The organism is Azospirillum sp. CT11-132 (genome assembly GCF_047302835.1).
GTDB lineage: Bacteria > Pseudomonadota > Alphaproteobacteria > Azospirillales > Azospirillaceae > Azospirillum.
The window spans coordinates 1,441,487-1,457,800 of sequence record NZ_JBGLZA010000003.1; the positions used below are offsets into that span (position 1 = coordinate 1,441,487).

General features: G+C 68.0%; 17 protein-coding genes. 8 read left to right on the forward strand and 9 right to left on the reverse strand.

Annotated elements, in window-relative coordinates; translation table 11 throughout:
* Positions 1–53: 53 nt before the first annotated feature.
* On the forward strand, positions 54–3,083 hold the full coding sequence (locus ACCD06_RS12545; protein ID WP_413341002.1) for a transglycosylase domain-containing protein: 3,030 nt from the start codon (positions 54–56) through the stop codon (positions 3,081–3,083).
* A gap of 30 nt (positions 3,084–3,113) precedes the next feature.
* On the opposite strand, the gene ACCD06_RS12550 is transcribed toward ACCD06_RS12545, so the two are convergent.
* The 3 genes from ACCD06_RS12550 to ACCD06_RS12560 all read right to left on the reverse strand — a co-directional run bounded on the left by ACCD06_RS12550 (position 3,114) and on the right by ACCD06_RS12560 (position 5,830).
* On the reverse strand, positions 3,114–3,521 hold the full coding sequence (locus tag ACCD06_RS12550) for a hypothetical protein (protein WP_109073905.1): 408 nt from the start codon (positions 3,519–3,521) through the stop codon (positions 3,114–3,116).
* Between the two features lie 11 nt (positions 3,522–3,532).
* Complete coding sequence (locus ACCD06_RS12555; protein WP_413341004.1) at positions 3,533–4,783, reverse strand: MFS transporter; 1,251 nt, start codon at positions 4,781–4,783, stop codon at positions 3,533–3,535.
* 108 nt (positions 4,784–4,891) lie between these two features.
* Positions 4,892–5,830, reverse strand: a complete 939-nt coding sequence (locus ACCD06_RS12560; protein WP_413341006.1) for a LysR family transcriptional regulator — start codon at positions 5,828–5,830, stop codon at positions 4,892–4,894.
* Between the two features lie 119 nt (positions 5,831–5,949).
* On the opposite strand from ACCD06_RS12560, the gene ACCD06_RS12565 reads away from it, so the two are divergent.
* Positions 5,950–6,414 carry an NUDIX hydrolase gene (locus tag ACCD06_RS12565; protein ID WP_413341008.1) on the forward strand — a complete coding sequence of 155 codons (465 nt, stop codon included), beginning with the start codon at positions 5,950–5,952 and terminating at the stop codon, positions 6,412–6,414.
* Here the strand turns inward: ACCD06_RS12565 and ACCD06_RS12570 are convergent.
* The 5 genes from ACCD06_RS12570 to ACCD06_RS12590 all read right to left on the reverse strand — a co-directional run bounded on the left by ACCD06_RS12570 (position 6,371) and on the right by ACCD06_RS12590 (position 11,743).
* Positions 6,371–7,249, reverse strand: a complete 879-nt coding sequence (locus ACCD06_RS12570; RefSeq protein ID WP_413341010.1) for an EAL domain-containing protein — start codon at positions 7,247–7,249, stop codon at positions 6,371–6,373. The two genes, ACCD06_RS12565 and ACCD06_RS12570, sit on opposite strands and share 44 nt — an antisense overlap.
* 207 nt (positions 7,250–7,456) lie before the next feature.
* A complete protein-coding gene (locus tag ACCD06_RS12575) occupies positions 7,457–9,127 on the reverse strand; it encodes a Na/Pi cotransporter family protein (RefSeq protein ID WP_413341013.1) in 1,671 nt (556 codons plus the stop codon).
* A 151-nt stretch (positions 9,128–9,278) separates the two neighbouring features.
* Positions 9,279–10,379 (reverse strand): redox-regulated ATPase YchF, encoded by a 1,101-nt coding sequence (gene ychF / locus ACCD06_RS12580; RefSeq protein ID WP_136704309.1) that lies wholly within the window; start codon positions 10,377–10,379, stop codon positions 9,279–9,281.
* Between the two features lie 103 nt (positions 10,380–10,482).
* Entirely contained in the window at positions 10,483–11,055 is a 573-nt protein-coding gene (gene pth / locus ACCD06_RS12585) for an aminoacyl-tRNA hydrolase (protein WP_413341015.1), read from the reverse strand.
* 91 nt (positions 11,056–11,146) lie between these two features.
* Entirely contained in the window at positions 11,147–11,743 is a 597-nt protein-coding gene (locus tag ACCD06_RS12590) for a 50S ribosomal protein L25/general stress protein Ctc (RefSeq protein WP_109073914.1), read from the reverse strand.
* A 268-nt stretch (positions 11,744–12,011) separates the two neighbouring features.
* On the opposite strand from ACCD06_RS12590, the gene ACCD06_RS12595 reads away from it, so the two are divergent.
* The 4 genes from ACCD06_RS12595 to ACCD06_RS12610 all read left to right on the forward strand — a co-directional run bounded on the left by ACCD06_RS12595 (position 12,012) and on the right by ACCD06_RS12610 (position 13,957).
* Positions 12,012–12,404, forward strand: coding sequence for an NADH:ubiquinone oxidoreductase subunit NDUFA12 (locus ACCD06_RS12595; RefSeq protein ID WP_109073915.1), 393 nt, complete (start codon positions 12,012–12,014; stop codon positions 12,402–12,404).
* Positions 12,405–12,495: 91 nt separating this feature from the next.
* Positions 12,496–13,032 carry an outer membrane lipid asymmetry maintenance protein MlaD gene (mlaD, locus tag ACCD06_RS12600; protein ID WP_109073916.1) on the forward strand — a complete coding sequence of 179 codons (537 nt, stop codon included), beginning with the start codon at positions 12,496–12,498 and terminating at the stop codon, positions 13,030–13,032.
* Between the two features lie 103 nt (positions 13,033–13,135).
* Positions 13,136–13,402: a hypothetical protein gene (locus ACCD06_RS12605; RefSeq protein ID WP_413341018.1), complete on the forward strand. Its 267-nt coding sequence runs from the start codon at positions 13,136–13,138 to the stop codon at positions 13,400–13,402.
* Between the two features lie 165 nt (positions 13,403–13,567).
* Positions 13,568–13,957, forward strand: a complete 390-nt coding sequence (locus tag ACCD06_RS12610) for a DUF2155 domain-containing protein (RefSeq protein ID WP_413341020.1) — start codon at positions 13,568–13,570, stop codon at positions 13,955–13,957.
* Between the two features lie 65 nt (positions 13,958–14,022).
* On the opposite strand, the gene ACCD06_RS12615 is transcribed toward ACCD06_RS12610, so the two are convergent.
* Positions 14,023–14,685, reverse strand: coding sequence for an alpha/beta hydrolase (locus tag ACCD06_RS12615; protein WP_109073919.1), 663 nt, complete (start codon positions 14,683–14,685; stop codon positions 14,023–14,025).
* A 348-nt stretch (positions 14,686–15,033) separates the two neighbouring features.
* Between ACCD06_RS12615 and epsC the strand changes: the two genes are divergently transcribed.
* Both epsC and ACCD06_RS12625 read left to right on the forward strand, forming a co-directional pair.
* Positions 15,034–15,819 carry a serine O-acetyltransferase EpsC gene (epsC, locus tag ACCD06_RS12620; RefSeq protein WP_413341022.1) on the forward strand — a complete coding sequence of 262 codons (786 nt, stop codon included), beginning with the start codon at positions 15,034–15,036 and terminating at the stop codon, positions 15,817–15,819.
* Positions 15,816–16,301 carry an Rrf2 family transcriptional regulator gene (locus tag ACCD06_RS12625; protein WP_085089868.1) on the forward strand — a complete coding sequence of 162 codons (486 nt, stop codon included), beginning with the start codon at positions 15,816–15,818 and terminating at the stop codon, positions 16,299–16,301. The genes epsC and ACCD06_RS12625 overlap by 4 nt, the downstream gene beginning before the upstream one ends.
* The last annotated feature ends 13 nt before the right edge of the window (positions 16,302–16,314 follow it).

The window sequence follows — 16,314 nt, forward strand, 5'->3', positions numbered from 1 at the left end:
GACCGTGTGAGTCGGGCGGCAGGGGGTTCGCTTCCGATATGGCCAAGGGGTGGATGCAGGTTGGGCGTTGGGCTCGGCGGGCGGCGATCGGCGTGACGCTGGCGACCACCATGGCCGCCGCCGGCTATGCCGGCTGGCGGGAGATGGAGACCTCGCGTCTCCAGGCCCGGCTGCTCTCCGGCGTCGCCCAGTCGATGACCGTGTCCTTGCGCGAAGGCCCCAACCCGCAGGCACGCTATCCCAAGCATGGGCCCTACAACGAGCGGCTCGGCTACACCGCCCTGCCCGGCTATCTCGACGCGCTGACCCATGACCTCTATGCGGTCGAACGGCAGGCGGTGCTGTCGCCGGTGCTCGATCGCTTCATGGCAGGCGGCGGCTTTCCGATCTATCGCGAGAAGACGCAGGCCGGGCTGACCCTGCTCGACCGCAACGGCGCCGTCATGTATTCGGCGCGCTATCCCGAACGGGTGTTCGACGGCTTCGATGATGTGCCGAAGCTGGTCGCCGACACGCTGCTGTTCATCGAGAATCGCGAGCTGCTGGACGCCGACCAGCCGCGCCGCAATCCGGCGGTGGAATGGGACCGCTTCGGTGCGGCGGTGGCGATGCTGCCCTTGCAGATGGTCCGGCCGGGTCAGCGTTCCCCCGGCGGCTCGACGCTCGCCACCCAGATCGAGAAGTACCGCCATTCGCCCGACGGACAGACCACCGGCAGTGTGGAGAAGCTGCGCCAGATGGCGTCGGCCAGCGTCCGCGCCTACAGCGACGGCGAGGACACCACGCAGGCCCGCCGCCGCATCCTGGTCGATTACCTGAATTCCACCCCGCTGACCGCGCGGGCCGGCTTCGGCGAGGTGAACGGGCTGGGCGACGGGCTGTGGGCCTGGTTCGGCACCGACCTGTCGATCGCCAAGCGCGTGCTGGTCGAGCCGGCACCGGACCTTCGCACCCTGAAGCTGAAGGCGCTGGCCTACAAGCAGGTGCTCGGCCTGCTGCTGGCGCAGCGGCGGCCCTCCCATTACCTGATCCAAGACCGCGCCGCGCTCGACCGGCTGGCCGATGCCCACCTGCGGGCGCTGGCGCAGGCCGGGGTGATCGATCCGGCGCTGCGCGACGCGGCGCTGGCCACGCCGCTGGCCTTCCGCGAGGAGGCGCCGACCGCCCCCGCCACCTCCTTCGTCGAGCAGAAGGCGACCAACGCCATCCGCGCCCGGTTGCTGGGCATGCTCGGCGTTTCCAACCTCTATGCGCTCGACCGGATCGACCTAACCGCGCAATCCACCCTGGATGCGGAGACGCAGGCCCGCGTGGTGGAGGTGCTGGGCAAGCTGAACGAACCCGATAATGCCCGCTCGCTGGGGCTGACCGGCGAACGGCTGCTCGACGCCCGCAACAACGACCTGTCCAAGCTGGTCTACTCGATCACGCTGTACGAGCGCGGACCCGAGGCCAATTACCTGCGCGTCCAGGCCGACAACCTCGACCAGCCGCTGGACATCAACGACGGCGCGAAGCTGGACCTGGGATCCACCGCAAAGCTGCGCACGCTGGCAACCTATCTGGAGATCATCGCCGAACTGCACAGCCGCTACGCTCATCTGGCGAAGGATTTGCTGGCCGATGTGGAGGACGAGGCGTCGGACAACCTGACGCGCTGGGCGACCTCATGGCTGGCGTCGGCCCCCGACCGCCGGTTGCCGGCCATGCTGGACGCGGCGATGCAGCGGCGCTATTCCGCCAGCCCCGGCGAGGTGTTCTTCACCGGCGGCGGCCAGCATACCTTCGTGAACTTCAACAAGGACGACAACGGCCGCATCCTGACCGTGCAGGAGGCGTTGCGGAACAGCGTCAACCTGCCCTTCATCCGGCTGATGCGCGACGTCGTCCAGTTCTATATGGATGAGGGGGCCGACGACGGCGCCCACATCCTGCGCTCGCCCGACCACCCGGCCCGGCAGGCCTATCTCGCCCGCTTCGCCGACCGCGAGGGCTCGGACTTCCTCAACCGCTTCTACAACGACTACCGCAAGCGTACACCGGACGAGGCGCTGGCCCGGCTGGCGACCCGCTCGCGCCCGGTGCCGCACCGGCTGGCGGTGATCTTCCGCACCGTGCGGCCCAAGGCCGGGCTGGCCGAGTTCTCCGCCTTCCTGCGCGCCCAGCTGCCGAAGTTGGCGTTGTCCGACGGGCAGCTTTCGGCGCTCTACGCCAAATACGGGCCGGACCGCTTCCCGCTGAACGATTTGGGCTATCTCGCCCGCGTCCATCCGCTGGAACTGTGGCTCGTCGCCTATCTCCAGCAGCATCCCGGCGCCACGCGATCCGAGGTGCTGGCCGCCAGCGCCGACGAACGCCAGGAAAGCTACCGCTGGCTGTTCAAGAAGGGCATGGCCGCCCAGAACACCCGCATCCGCATCGGGCTGGAGGAGGAGGCGTTTCAGCGCATCACCGCCCAGTGGCGCAGCGTCGGCTACCCGTTCGAAACGCTGGTGCCGTCGCTGGCGACCGCCATCGGCAGCTCGGCCGACCGCCCGGCGGCGCTGGCGGAGCTGATGGGGCTGATCCTGAACGACGGGGTGCGCCAGCCGACGGTGAAGATCCGCTCGCTGCATTTCGCCGCCGGCACGCCTTATGAGGCGAAGCTGGGGCTGGGACCACTGAAGGGCGAGCGCGTGCTGCGGCCGGAGGTCTGCGCCACCCTGCGCCGCGCGCTGATGGATGTGGCGCAGAACGGCACCGCCAAGCGCGTCTGGGGCTCCTTCAAGGACCCGTCCGGCGCGCCGATCCCGATGGGCGGCAAGACCGGCACCGGCGACCATCGGCTGGACCGCTGGGGGCCGGGCGGCGTGCTGATCGAATCGAAGGCGGTCAACCGCACCGCGACCTTTGTCTTCTACATCGGCGACCGCTTCTTCGGGACGATGACCGCCTTCGTCCATGGGCCGGAGGCCGACAACTACCGCTTCACCAGCGCCCTGCCCGCCCAGCTTCTGAAAAGCCTCGCCCCGGCGCTGCAGCCGCTGATCGACCAGGGTGCCACCCGCACCGCCGACACGCGCGCGACACCCACCGGCCTGTAAGGCGGAATGACCGGCTTCTTGCAGCCGGGCCTATTGCAACCTGGTGGCGGCGATCTTGGCGGTGTCGACCGGGGTGGCTGTGCAGCCGCCCAGCGTCGGGCCGACCGGAAGCTCGCCGAAGGCGGCAAGCGCGCCTTCCGCCTTCAGCCGGCCGACGAAACCGGGCTCCACCCCGCGGGCGACCCAGGCGAACCCCAGCCAGGTGGAGCGGACCGGCTCGCCGCCCGCCCGCACCATCGCCGTCATCGCCTCGGCATCGCTGGTGCCGGGGGAAAAGACCGCCAGCATCATTCCGTCGGTTGCATCCGGCAGCGCGGCGCGCTGCAGCGACAGCCCCATCAGCCCGGCCCAGACCAGCAGGATGCCGCCCAGCAGCGCCGCGGCGAGGCCGTGGCCGATGGGAAGTCCGGAAGAGGGTTGGGCGGGGCTGTCGCTCATGGTGGTCTACCTTACGCCTTCGCCTCGGCCGCCGCCAGCGACGGAGCCGGCTTCTCGGCGATCGGCCAGTGGACGATGGTCGCGAACATGGCCAGCGCCACGCCCAGCCACCAGACGACGTCGTAGGATCCCGTGCGCTCGTACAGCACGCCGCCGAGCCAGACGCCCAGGAAGCCGCCGACCTGATGGCTGAAGAAGGCGAAACCGTAGAGCGTGCCCATGTAGCGGGTGCCGAACATCAGCGCGACGAGCCCGGAGGTCGGCGGCACGGTGGACAGCCACAGCAGGCCCATCACCGCGGCATAGGCGATGACGGTGACCGGCGAGATCGGCACAAGGATGAAGATGGCTGTCGCGATGCCGCGCGAGAAATAGTTGGCGCACAGCAGGTAGCGCTTGCTGACCTTGCCCGCCAGCACGCCGGACGCGTAGGAGCCGATGACGTTGAACAGGCCGATCAGCGCCAGCGCCCAGGCGGCGAGCGACGCGCTGATGCCGGCCTCGGTCAGGTAGGGCGGCAGATGGGTGGTGATGAAGGCCAGCTGGAAGCCGCAGACGAAGAAGCCGGCGACCAGCAGCACATAGCTGCGGTGCTGGAAGGCCTGCCGCACCGCGGCGATGTAGCCGATGTTGGCGCCGGTCACCGCCGGGGTGCCGCTCGCCGTCATGCCCTTCGGTCCGGGGAAGACGCCGGCCAGCAACGGCACCGCGATCATCGAGGCCGCCAGCAGCAGCAGGGCGGTCTGCCAGCCGAAGCCGGCGATGAAGGCCTGCCCCATCGGGGCGAACAGGAACTGGCCCATCGATCCGGCGGCGGTGGCGATGCCGACCGACCAGCTGCGCTGTTCCGGCGGCAACAGCCGGGTGAAGCCGGCGATGATGATGCCGAAGGACGCGCCGGAAAGGCCGAGCCCGATCAGCACACCGGCGGTCAGGTACAACTCCACACTGGTGGTGGCGTAGGGCATCAGCGCCAGACCGGCCGCATAGAGAATGCCGCCGCCGGCCAGCACCGGGGCCGGGCCGTAGCGGTCGGTCAGCGCCCCGGCGAAGGGGCCGCCGGCGCCCCACAGGATGTTCTGGATCGCCATCGCCAGTGCGAAGACGTCGCGGCCCCAGCCGCGGGTTTCCGAAAGCGGGCCGATGAACAGGCCCATGCTGGACCGCGGTCCGAAGGCCAGCATCGAGATCAGGCAACCGCAAACGACGACGAGTGCGGGCGTCCTCCAGGAGGGCGCCGGTGCGGGGGTGGCGGTGGTCAAGGCGTCCTCCCGGAAGGGTCCGGCATTGCGCGCCGGTGTTGTGGAACTGCTATGCCCCGACGATAGGCGGGCACCAACAGTTCGGCAAATTCATAATCGGCAACCGGGTCATTCCGCGGCGGAATGCAGGATGGGAGGTGGCGCGGTCCGGCGATCGGGCCGATGCGAGGCTGACAACTCATGCCGCAGCGACTGCTCCAGCCTGTCGAACACCGGGGCGATGCGACCGGTCGTCCGCGACTGGATCAGCCAGATCGTCACCGCCATCCGGAAATCGGGCAATTCGAGTGGCCGGACGGCGACCGCACCGGGAATCGGCGCGATCAGCCCCATCGGCGCCAGACCGAAGCCGACTCCGCGTGCCACCAGCGACACCAGCAGGCTCTGGTCATAGGCCTCCACCGTCACGTTCGGCTGCAGGCCGAGCGGCGCCAGCGCCTGATGAAGCGCCTCGCGATAGCGGCAGCCGTTCGGCTGCAACACCCAGCCGCGCCGGTTCATGGCGGCCAGATCGGCGGAGCCGTCGCCGGGAGAGGCGATGATGCTGACCGGTTCGGTCCCGATCCGGCGGACCGGCAGATCGTCGGGCGGCGGCTGATCCTCGCACAGCAGGATCACCGCACCGTCCAGGCTGCCGGCGCGAACCTGCTCGATCAGCGGGTTGCTCCAGTCGGCATGCAGCCGCAGGGTCAGGCCGGGGAAGCCGGCGCGCAACTCGTCCAGAGGCCGGCCGGCGGCCAGCGCGGTCAGCACATGCGCCGTGCCCAGCCGCAGCAGCCCGCGCGGCTCGACCGACCCGGCGAAGGCGTCGGCGAAGTCGCTGGTCGCCGCCAGGATGCGCCTTGCATGGGCCAGCGCCAGTTCGCCGTCGCGGGTCAGGGCCAACGGCTTGGTCTGCCGGTCGAACAGCACGACGCCCAATTCCGCCTCCAGCCGCTGGATCAGCCGCGACACGGCCGACTGCGTCAGCCCCAGCCGGTTGCCGGCCTCCTGCACCGACTGCGCATCGGCCACGGCGATGAAGGTGCGGATCTCGTTGAGCTTCATGGGGCAGCCACAAGGTCGGGTGGGTTGCGCCGACAGGACGCGGCGATGCGTCTTCGCGTCTGGCATCCCAGTGTCGGACCGCGCTACCCTCGGGTCAAGCCATCGATAGGGAGCCATTCATGCCCGCCACCCCGCCCGACCGTTCCAGCCGCGAATATCCCGACCGTCCCTGGGTCGGTGTCGGGGCCGTCGTCTGGCGCGGCGACAAGGTTCTGCTGATCCGCCGGGGCAAGGCGCCGCGGATGGGCCAGTGGAGCCTGCCCGGCGGAGCGCAGTCGGTCGGCGAAACGGTGTTCGAGACCGCCGTGCGCGAAGTGCGCGAGGAGACCGGGTTGGAGGTGGTGCCGACCGGGATCGTCACCGTGGTCGACGCCATCACCCCCGATGCCGAAGGCCGCGTCCACTATCACTACACTCTGGTGGAAGTGGCGGCGGAGAGTGCCGAGGGCGACGCGGTCTGCGCCGACGATGCGCTGGAAGCCTGCTGGGCCACCGCCGAGGAGGCGGGCGAACTGACGGAATGGGACGAGACCCGGCGGGTCATCCTGATGTCTGCGGCCCAGCGGAGGAACCCGACCCCATAGGACGCAGGGTGCCGATAAGGCTCCGTTCGGCCAGGAACTCGCTCACCCCGTCTGCGCTCATCGGGCGCGACAGCCAATAGCCTTGCAGAACGTCGCAGCGGTAAGCCTGGAGGTAGAGCCGCTGTTCCGGCGTCTCCACCCCTTCCGCCACCACGCCCAAATCCAGCGCATGGGCCAGCGCCACCACCGCCTGGACGATGGCGGCGGCGTCACGGTCCTCCACCATCGCCTGGACGAACTGCTTGTCGATCTTCAGCGCTTCCACCGGCACCCGGCGCAGGGTCGCCAGCGACGACCAGCCGGTGCCGAAATCGTCCAACACCAGCCGGATTCCGGCGCCGCGCAACTGCAGCAAGGCCTCGCGCGCGTCGGCGCCTTGGCTGAACATGCTGGTTTCGGTCAGCTCCAGCTTCAGGTTGGCGGCAGGCAGGCCGGTCTCCGCCAGGATCGCCAGCACCTTCAGCACCAGCCCCGGATCGTCGAGCTGCCGCGCCGACAGGTTCACCGACACCGGAATGTCGGGATAGCCGGAACGCAGCCAGCCGGCGGCCACCCTGCAGGCGGTCCGCAGGGTCCATTCGCCCAGCAGATGGATCGCTTCCCCCTGCTCCGCCATCGGCACGAAGACGTCGGGCGGCAGCATGGTGCCGTCGGACAGGCGCCAGCGCGACAGCGCCTCGAACCCGGTCAGGCGGTTGGTGACGACGTCCGCCTGCGGCTGGAAGACAAGGGAGAGTTCCTGACGGTCGATGGCGTCGCGCACCCGCTCGGCGAATCCGGCGTCGGATATCCCCTGCGCTTCGGGTCCGTTCGACGTCGCGTGCGTGTTCGCCACCGTCCGCTCCCTCTCGACAACCATTCCCGGGTTCGACACCGGCCCGCTGGGCCTCATTGCCATAACAACCACAGGAACGATTTGTTAACCATGTCGCGAAAGAGCTTGACGAATTTTATATGGTTACGAAAGTGTTAACGTGGCTGGGCTGGTGACAAGAAAAGGTCGAAGCGGAAGCCATGCCGCACCCCCATTGGGAGCGGACGGTCACGCCCGTGCTTCCCCTCGTTTGAGGCGGCTGGGCAGAAGCTCCCCCGATTGATCGAGCACCGGATAGGCGGCGGCAACCAGATGGGCGTTGATCCGGCGCAGGTCGCGCAGAATGTCCAGATGGAGGGCACTGGTCTCCACGCTTTCCTTGCGGCCGGCGCGCAGGCGGGCGAAATGCGCCTCGGTGGCGCTGGTCTCCAGATCGCGGATTACCTCCTTCTCGTGGATCAGCGCGCGGGCGGACCGGACATCGCCCGACACGAAGACGGCGGCGGCCAGACGCTGGGTTTCGCTCAGCCGTTCCAGCATGCCGGCGATCTCGGCCGCCCCCTCGGTGGAAAAGCGCAGCCTGCGCCGGATCTTCTTGGAGGCCGCCTCCATCAGGTTGCGGTCGACGATGTCGCCGACATGCTCCAGATTTATGGTGAAGGTCAGCACGTCGGACACCCGGCGGGCGTCGCGTTCGTCCAGATCCTCGACATTGATCTGGGTAAGATAGCGCTTGATGGCGTCGTGCAGCCGGTCCAGCACATCGTCCATTCGCCGGATCTCCTGCACCCGCTTGCGGTCGTCGGTCTGGATGACGTCCAGCGCGCCGCGCAGCATGCTGTCCACCGTGTCGGCCATGCGCAACGCCTCGCGCGACGCGTTGGCGATGGCGAGATGGGGGACGCGCAGAGCGCTGCGGTCGAGATAGAGCGGCATCGCCGGGTCGGCGACCGCAACCCGTTCCGGGAACATCCGGGTCAGGACCCGCGCGAACCAGGGAAGCGGCCCGATGAACAGCCCGGCCATCGCCAGATTGAAGGCGAGGTGGAAGTTGGCCGCCAGCCGCGCGGCATCCGGCGACACCGCCTGCAAGCCGGCTGTGATCGGCCCCAGCAGCGGCACGACGATGAGGCAGCCGACGAGCCGGTTGATGAGATTGCCCACCGGCAGCCGCCTTGCCGCCGGGTTGCGGCCGTCGCCGCCCGGTCCCTCCACCACCGGATTGACGGCGCTGCCCAGATTGGCGCCGGCGACCATGGCGACCGCCGCCTCCGGCCCGATCACCCCGCCGCCGGCCAGCGAGGCGATCAGCAGGATGGCGGCGACGCTGGAATGGGCGGCCCAGGACAGCAGCGCCGCCAGCATCACAGCCACCAACGGATCGGCGGTCAGCATCGCCAGCATCCGCCGCAGCATCGGCGCGTTCTCCGCCGGGGCGATGGTCGCCAGCAGCAGGTGCAGCGACAGCAGCATCAGGCCCAGCCCGATGGCGACCCGGCCCAGGTCGCGGCTGCGCGTCCGCGCCCCGCGGCGGAAAGCGATGAAGCCGCCCAGCAGAAGGACCGGCGCCACATGCGCAACGTCGAAGGCGAGAATCTGGACGATCAAAGTGGAGCCGACATTGGCCCCCAGCATCACCGCCAGCGCCGGCATCAGCGACACCAGCCCGGTGGCGGTGAAGCCGGTCGCCATCAGACCGGTGGCGGTGCTGCTCTGCAGCAGCATGGTGATGCCCATGCCGGACAGGAAGGCGGTCCAGCGGTTGCGCAGCCCGGCCCCCAGGATGCGGCGCAGGTCGCCGCCAAGCGCGCGGGTCAGCCCGCTTTGCACCATGTGCAGCCCCCACAGGAGCAGCACGACATTCCCGGCCAGTTCCAGCAGCACCCGCGTCGCCTGCATCGCACCCCCTCTGTCGGGTCGGGGATGCGATCAAGCGGCACCCCTAACTGAAGTGTGGGGTGCGCCGATTGTTACGACAATATGACAGTTGGGTGACGGCGGAGGTGGAAAGGGAGACGATGATGCCGCCGCCTCCCCGATGCCCGCTTACTCAGACGTTGAAGCGGAAGTGGAAGATATCGCCGTCCTGGACGACATATTCCTTGCCTTCCTGGCGCATCTTGCCGGCGTCCTTCGCCCCCTGCTCGCCACCCAGCGTGACGAAACTGTTGTAGTCGATGGTCTCGGCGCGGATGAAGCCGCGTTCGAAGTCGGTGTGGATGACGCCGGCCGCCTCGGGAGCCTTGGCGTTGCGGCGCACGGTCCAGGCCCGCGTCTCCTTCGGGCCGACGGTGAAGAAGGTGATCAGGTCCAGCAGCTTGAAGCCGGCGCGGATCAGCTTGTTCAGCCCGGTTTCCTCCAGCCCCATCGACTCCAGGAATTCGGCCTTCTCGGCCGGGTCGGAGAGCTGGGCGACCTCGGATTCGATGGCGGCGGAGATGACGACGACCTCGGCATTCTCGGCCTTGGCCTTCTCGGCGACCTTGGCGGAGAAGGCGTTGCCGGTCGCGGCCGACGCCTCTTCCACGTTGCAGACATAGAGCACCGGCTTGTCGGTCAGCAGCATGAACTGCTTGAACACCGGCTTTTCTTCGTCGGACAGCTCGACCACGCGGGCGGGCTTGCCGTCCTGGAGCACCTTGAGGGCGCGCTCCATCAGGTCGGCCTTGATCTTGCTGTCCTTGTCGCCGCCCTTGGCCTTCTTCTGAAGGCTGGTCAGCTGGCGTTCCAGGCTTTCCATATCGGCGAGCATCAGCTCGGTCTCGACCACCTCGGCGTCGCGCAGCGGATCGACGTTGCCTTCGACATGGGTGATGTCGTCGTCTTCGAAGCAGCGCAGCACATGGACGATGGCGTCGACCTCGCGGATGTTGGCGAGGAACTGGTTGCCCAGCCCTTCACCCTTCGACGCGCCGCGGATCAGGCCGGCGATATCCACGAACTCCAACTGGGTCGGGACGACCTTCTGCGACTTGGCGATTTCCGCCAGCTTGTCCTGCCGCGGGTCGGGCACGCCGACGCGGCCGACGTTCGGCTCCTTGGTGCAGAAGGGGAAATTCGCCGCCTCCGCCGCCTGGGTGGCGGTCAGCGCGTTGAAAAGGGTCGACTTGCCGACGTTCGGCAGGCCGACGATGCCGCAATTGAAGCCCATGGGTGGGTGCTCGCCGTCGGAAATTCTGGAATTGAGGCGCTTTATCCTACGATGGGGGCCAAAGCGCAAACGCGAAGTGGGGGAAGGTCCGGCAGGCCGCGGCTTATCGCGCCTGCGTCGCCACTGTCACCTTGTTCATGAACAACTCCGGCTGGCCTTCCACCATCAGCGGCAGGTTGTCGGACACGGCATCCAGCAGCGGGTCGATCCAGCTCTGGTCGGCCTTGGCGAAGTCGTGCAGGACGTAGCCGCTGACCAGATCCTTGTTGCCGGGATGGCCGATGCCCAGGCGGATGCGCCAGTATTCCTTGCCGATATGCGCGTCGATCGAGCGCAGGCCGTTGTGGCCGCCATGGCCGCCGCCCTTCTTCACCCGGATCTTGCCGGGGGGCAAGTCAAGCTCGTCATGGATGACGACGACGTTCTCGGGCTTCAGCTTGTAGAACTGCAGGGCCGCCACCACCGACTGGCCGGACAGGTTCATGAAGGTGGCGGGCTCCAGCGCCAGAACCTTGTCGCCGGCGACGGTGCCCTCGGAGGTCTGGCCCTGGAAACGCTTCTTCCACGGGGTGAAGCGATGGCGCTGGGCGATGGTCTCCACCGCCATGAAGCCGATGTTGTGGCGGTTGCGGGCATACTCGTTGCCGGGGTTGCCCAGTCCGACCAGAAGCAGCATGTCCCTCACCCTTTGGAAACCACTCTCCACAAACGAAGCGGGGGGCCGAAGCCCCCCACCGTAACCATCTTCAAAGGTCGAACGCTCCTTATCAGGAAGCGGCGCCCTCTTCCGACTTCAGGCCCGACGGCGCAACGATGGTCGCGATGGTGAAATCGCGGTCGGTGATCGTCGAGGTCACACCCTCCGGCAGCTTGACCGAGGAGATGTGGATCGAATCGCCGACGTCGAAGCCTTCGCACGAGATGGTGATGTGCTCGGGGATGCTGTCGGCCGGGCAGCTCAGCTCCAGCTCGTGACGGACGATGTTCAGCACACCGCCGCGCTTCAGGCCGGCCGACTTGTCCTGGTCGACGAACTCGACCGGAACCTGCACGTTGGTGCGGGTGTCGCCGGACACGCGCAGGAAGTCGACATGCAGCGGGAAATCAGTCACCGGGTGGAACTGCACGTCGCGCGGCAGGACGCGGTGGGCGGTGCCGTCGACGGTCACTTCGAACAGGTGCGTGAAGAAGCCCGGCTGATGCAGGACGCGGGTGAACTCGAACTTCTCGAGCGAAATGGTCAGGGGAGCCTGCTTGCCACCATAGATGACGGCCGGAATACGGCCATCACGGCGGGTCTGGCGGGCGGTCCCCTTGCCGGCCCGTTCGCGCGTCTCAGCGCCGAGCGGAATGATCTTGGTCATGACGATGCTCCAAAACGAAAGGGCGCCGGCCTCCAGGGGTGCCGGCGCATGCGCGGGGTGCATACGGCAATCGGCCGGGCGCGTCAAGGAAAACGGGGCGTTCTCGCGGAGCGACCGCCGCCGGGGCGCTTCCGCTCCCAAAGGAGCCGAAAGCCGGCAAATTGGGCCTCACCAACGGTGGACGCGCGGCACTTGCGGTGTCATAGTGCGGCCCGCATTCGACCAGCCCCGTGTCCACGGGGCCAGACTCCGGAATTCGTGAGCGACGATGAGCGAGCCGATCTCCCTGTTCACCAAACTGGCGAACATCCACATCCGTTACGTCACGTGGCGTCGGGGCGCCAAGGTCGGCAGCGACCGCTTCGGCAACGTCTATTACCGCAACAAGGACGCCCAGCCCGGCACGCGCGAGCGCCGCTGGGTCCTGTATGCCGGTGAGCCCGATGCCTCCAAGATCCCGCCGGAATGGCATGGGTGGCTGCACCACACCACCAAGGAGCCGCTGCCCGAGGGGTCTAGCGCCTTCCACAAGCCGTGGCAGAAGGAACATCTGCCCAACATGTCGGGCTCGGTCCAGGCCTACCGTCCGCCCGGCCATGTGCTGGCCGGCGGGCAGCGCGTGCCGGCCACCGGCGATTACGAGCCCTGGACGCCGAGCTGATCCCTGCCGGGACTGACCATCACGTCGGAACGGAAAGCCCGGCCCCTTTCGGGCCGGGTTTCGATTCGGGAACTCGCAGCAGGATAGCTCTATGCGCCGGAATGTGATCGAAACCGTGCTGGGCGGCGTCGTGCTCGCCGTGGCCGCCGTGTTCCTTGCCTTCGCCTACAAAAGCGCCGACCTGCGCAAGGTGCAGGGCTATGACGTCACCGCCAACTTCAACAGCATCACCGGCCTGCAGAGCGGCGCCGATGTGCGCATCAGCGGCGTGAAGGTCGGCACGGTCACCGGACTGACGCTCGACCCCACCAGCTATCAGGCGGTCGTCCATCTTTCGGTCGACAATTCGGTGAAGCTGCCCAAGGACACCGCAGCGGTCATCGCATCGGAAAGCCTGCTGGGCGGCAAGTTCCTGTCGCTGGAGCCGGGCGGCGACCCCGACATGATCAAGCCGAACGGCAAGATCGAGTTCACGCAGAGCACCCCGGGCCTGGAACAGCTGCTGGGTCAGGTCATCTTCTCGCTGCAGAGCATGAGCAAGTCCGGCGATCAGGCCAATGGCCAGTCTTCCGGTGGCCAGCAGGGTCAGGCTCCCGGCCAGGCGCCGGCCCAGCCGCCCAAGCTGTAATTCCCTCAACCCTGGGCGTGGCCGGAACCGACGGACACGCTCAAGCGTTCCTCCTGCCATCCGGACGGCAATGCTCCCGGATCACGAGGCAGGAGGAAATGCGATGCGTCTGTCCCATTTGGCCGTGCTCGGCCTTGCCCTGGCGACCGCCGCCTGCGGCGCCGACATGGAAGAGAAATCGGCCACCGGCGGGCTTGGCGGCGCCGCGGCCGGCGCGGTGGTCGGCGGACCGGTGGGTGCCGTGGTCGGAGCCGCCGCGGGCGCGGGCGCCGGTGCGGCGACCCAGAAGATCGAAGACCGGAACGAGCCCCAGAGCGGGTCCGGCGCCACCTACAGCGCCCCCGCCTCGCGCAGCACCGTCACGCGCTGAAACACCCGATCCGCACAACGCACCCCGCACAACACACCCCAGCGTCCCCCGCCACTGGACGCTGACCCCGCTTCCGGGATAGAAGGCGGAGCGCCCCGGCGGAGGTCCCCTGATTGGCTGGATCCTGCCGCGGAGCGCCGTCCGCAATTACGGAAGCGATCCGACGTGACGAGACTTCTCCGACTTCTCCCGCTGGCGACCGCCCTGCTGGCAACCGTGTCCGTTCAGGCCGCTCCGGTCCCAAGCCAGATGATCGAACGGCCGGCGGCCAAGCTGCAATGGCTGGACAAGGTGACCGCCCGCACCTCCACCTTCACCATGAAGGTCGGAGAGACCAAGGCGATGAGCAGCCTGCGCATCACGCTACGCGCCTGCCGCGAGAACCCGCCGATTGAAACGCCGGAATCGGCCGCTTTTCTGGAAGTGACGGAAATCAAGCCCGGCGAACAGGCGGAATCGGTCTTCAGCGGCTGGATGTTCGCCTCCAGCCCCGCCCTGTCGGCGATGGAGAACCCGATCTATGACGTGTGGGTTCTGGGCTGCGAGCAACAATAGGCACGGCGAGCCCCCATCCAACCGCCCACGCTCTCGTGGGGACGGTTGGATGGGGATGGATTTACTTACTCCGCCACCGCCGCGATGGGATTGCCCAGCGCCTTGTCCAGATAGTCGTCCACCTGGATCGCCAGATCGTCGGTGCGGTTGACGAAGAAGTGACTGGCGCCGGGGACGACGCGGTGGTCGATGCGGATGTCCTTCTGGTGCGACAGCTTGGTCACCAGCTTGGTCACCGCGGCCTGGGGCACCACCTCGTCCTTGTCGCCATGGATGATCAGGCCCGAGGACGGGCACGGCGCCAGGAAGGAGAAGTCGAACAGGTTGGCCGGCGGCGAGACCGAGACGAAGCCGTCGATCTCCGGTCGGCGCATCAGCAACTGCATGCCGATCCAGGCGCCGAAGGAAACGCCGCCGATCCAGCAGAGCGGCGCATTGGGGTTGTAGGTCTGCAGCCAGTCGAGCGCCGCCGCCGCATCGGCCAGTTCGCCCTCCCCCTTGTCGTAGGTGCCCTGGCTGCGCCCGACGCCGCGGAAGTTGAAGCGGAGAGCCGAATAGCCGCGCTTGGTGAAGGACTGGAACAGGGTGAAGACCACCTTGTTGTTCATCGTCCCATTGTGCTGCGGGTGCGGGTGCAACAGCAGCGCAACCGGGGCGTTCGGCTGCTTGCCGTGGGTGTAACGGCCTTCCAGGCGACCGGCGGGACCGTTGAAGAGCACTTCAGGCATGGGAACGACGTTCCTGACGCGGACAAAGGGTTGTTGGGACCGCCATGGCGACCGACCGGACCTTCATCCGACCAACCGCCCCGGCGCACGGGCCTTTCGGGCCCGTCACGGATTTTCCCGTCTTGGAGTGGGGTTTTCCGCACACAATTCTTGACCGTTTTGCTTGGTCATCATATATGCGTCGTAACGTCCTCCGGGACAACCCGCCTGACCCGCCCGATCGGCCCCAGCGCTTGCGGGACCGATCGATAAGTCCGGGTCCCTGCCGGCCGGAACCCGAATGGGTCCGAACCGGAAAGGTCCTGAACCGCGAGGGTCCGACAGGCCGAAGCCGGGCGCGGGCGGCCGATGAGAGCGGCGGACTATACCACGGCGGGTGATGGCGTGTTCAAGCATCTTCGCGAAGAGATCGATGGGATCATGGCGCGGGACCCCGCCGCCCGCTCCCGGCTGGAGGTGGCGCTCTGCTACCCCGGCTTGCATGCCATCGTGCTCCACCGCATCGCCCGGCGCGCCCGTGACGCCGGCTGGCACACCACTGCCCGGCTGATCTCCCAGATCGCCCGCTCGCTGACCGGCATCGAAATCCATCCCGGCGCCACCATTGGTCGCCGCTTCTTCATCGACCATGGCATGGGCGTGGTGATCGGCGAGACGGCGGAGATCGGCGACGACGTCATGCTCTATCATGGGGTGACGCTGGGCGGCACCTCGCTGAACCCCGGCAAGCGCCACCCGACGCTGGGCGATGGCGTGATCGTCGGGGCCGGCGCCAAGATCCTGGGCGCCATCACCATTGGCCGCGGCGCGCGCATCGGCGCCAACGCGGTGGTGGTGGCGGACGTGCCCGCCGACACCGCGGTGGTCGGCATCCCGGCCAAGCCGGTCATTCCGCGCGACCGCGCGGAAACCCGGAAATTCATGCCCTACGGCACCCCCTGCGGCGAGATCCCCGACCCGGTCGCCCGCGCGCTGACCGGCCTGCTCGATCAGGTGACGGCGCTGCAGGCCCGTGTCGGAGAGCTGGAAGCGGACCGCCCGTCCGCCGCCCTCCCCCGATCAACACCCACACCGCTAGAGACGGTGGCGTCCCACAATGGCGGGATGCACGAAGCGCAAGGAGAATCGCGATGAGACTCAGCACCAAGGGACGCTATGCCGTGATGGCGATGGTCGATCTGGCCGCCACCAGCCAGGGCAGCCCGGTCGCGCTGGCGGACATCGCGGAGCGGCAGGAAATCTCGCTGTCCTATCTGGAACAGCTGTTCGCCAAGCTGCGCAAGGGCGGTCTGGTCAAGAGCGTGCGCGGCCCCGGCGGCGGCTATCTGCTCGCCCATCCGGCCGACGCCACCCGCGTCTCCGACATCATCCTGGCGGTGGACGAGCCGATCCGCACCACCCGCTGCGCCAACGGCACGCCGCAGGGCTGCCGCACCAACCGCTCGCGCTGCCTGACCCACGATCTGTGGGAGGAGCTGGGCAACCAGATCCATATGTATCTCAGCTCGGTCACCGTCGCCGACGTGGTGGAGCGGCGGATCATCGGCACCAGCGGCCTGAACCTGCTGCGCCCGGCCCCGGCCGCCGACAGCACCGCCGTCGCCGCCGCAGAGTGACGCCGCCGGATGA

What these genes read in the sequence shown, in the direction of transcription:
- ACCD06_RS12545 (WP_413341002.1), top strand. Translation starts at nt 54, where the DNA reads ATGCAGGTTGGGCGTTGGGCTCGGCGGGCGGCGATCGGCGTGACGCTG.
- ACCD06_RS12550 (WP_109073905.1), bottom strand. Translation starts at nt 3,521, where the DNA reads ATGAGCGACAGCCCCGCCCAACCCTCTTCCGGACTTCCCATCGGCCAC.
- ACCD06_RS12560 (WP_413341006.1), bottom strand. Translation starts at nt 5,830, where the DNA reads ATGAAGCTCAACGAGATCCGCACCTTCATCGCCGTGGCCGATGCGCAG.
- ACCD06_RS12565 (WP_413341008.1), top strand. Translation starts at nt 5,950, where the DNA reads ATGCCCGCCACCCCGCCCGACCGTTCCAGCCGCGAATATCCCGACCGT.
- ACCD06_RS12575 (WP_413341013.1), bottom strand. Translation starts at nt 9,127, where the DNA reads ATGCAGGCGACGCGGGTGCTGCTGGAACTGGCCGGGAATGTCGTGCTG.
- ychF (WP_136704309.1), bottom strand. Translation starts at nt 10,379, where the DNA reads ATGGGCTTCAATTGCGGCATCGTCGGCCTGCCGAACGTCGGCAAGTCG.
- pth (WP_413341015.1), bottom strand. Translation starts at nt 11,055, where the DNA reads ATGCTGCTTCTGGTCGGACTGGGCAACCCCGGCAACGAGTATGCCCGC.
- ACCD06_RS12590 (WP_109073914.1), bottom strand. Translation starts at nt 11,743, where the DNA reads ATGACCAAGATCATTCCGCTCGGCGCTGAGACGCGCGAACGGGCCGGC.
- ACCD06_RS12595 (WP_109073915.1), top strand. Translation starts at nt 12,012, where the DNA reads ATGAGCGAGCCGATCTCCCTGTTCACCAAACTGGCGAACATCCACATC.
- mlaD (WP_109073916.1), top strand. Translation starts at nt 12,496, where the DNA reads ATGCGCCGGAATGTGATCGAAACCGTGCTGGGCGGCGTCGTGCTCGCC.
- ACCD06_RS12605 (WP_413341018.1), top strand. Translation starts at nt 13,136, where the DNA reads ATGCGTCTGTCCCATTTGGCCGTGCTCGGCCTTGCCCTGGCGACCGCC.
- ACCD06_RS12615 (WP_109073919.1), bottom strand. Translation starts at nt 14,685, where the DNA reads ATGCCTGAAGTGCTCTTCAACGGTCCCGCCGGTCGCCTGGAAGGCCGT.
- epsC (WP_413341022.1), top strand. Translation starts at nt 15,034, where the DNA reads ATGAGAGCGGCGGACTATACCACGGCGGGTGATGGCGTGTTCAAGCAT.
- ACCD06_RS12625 (WP_085089868.1), top strand. Translation starts at nt 15,816, where the DNA reads ATGAGACTCAGCACCAAGGGACGCTATGCCGTGATGGCGATGGTCGAT.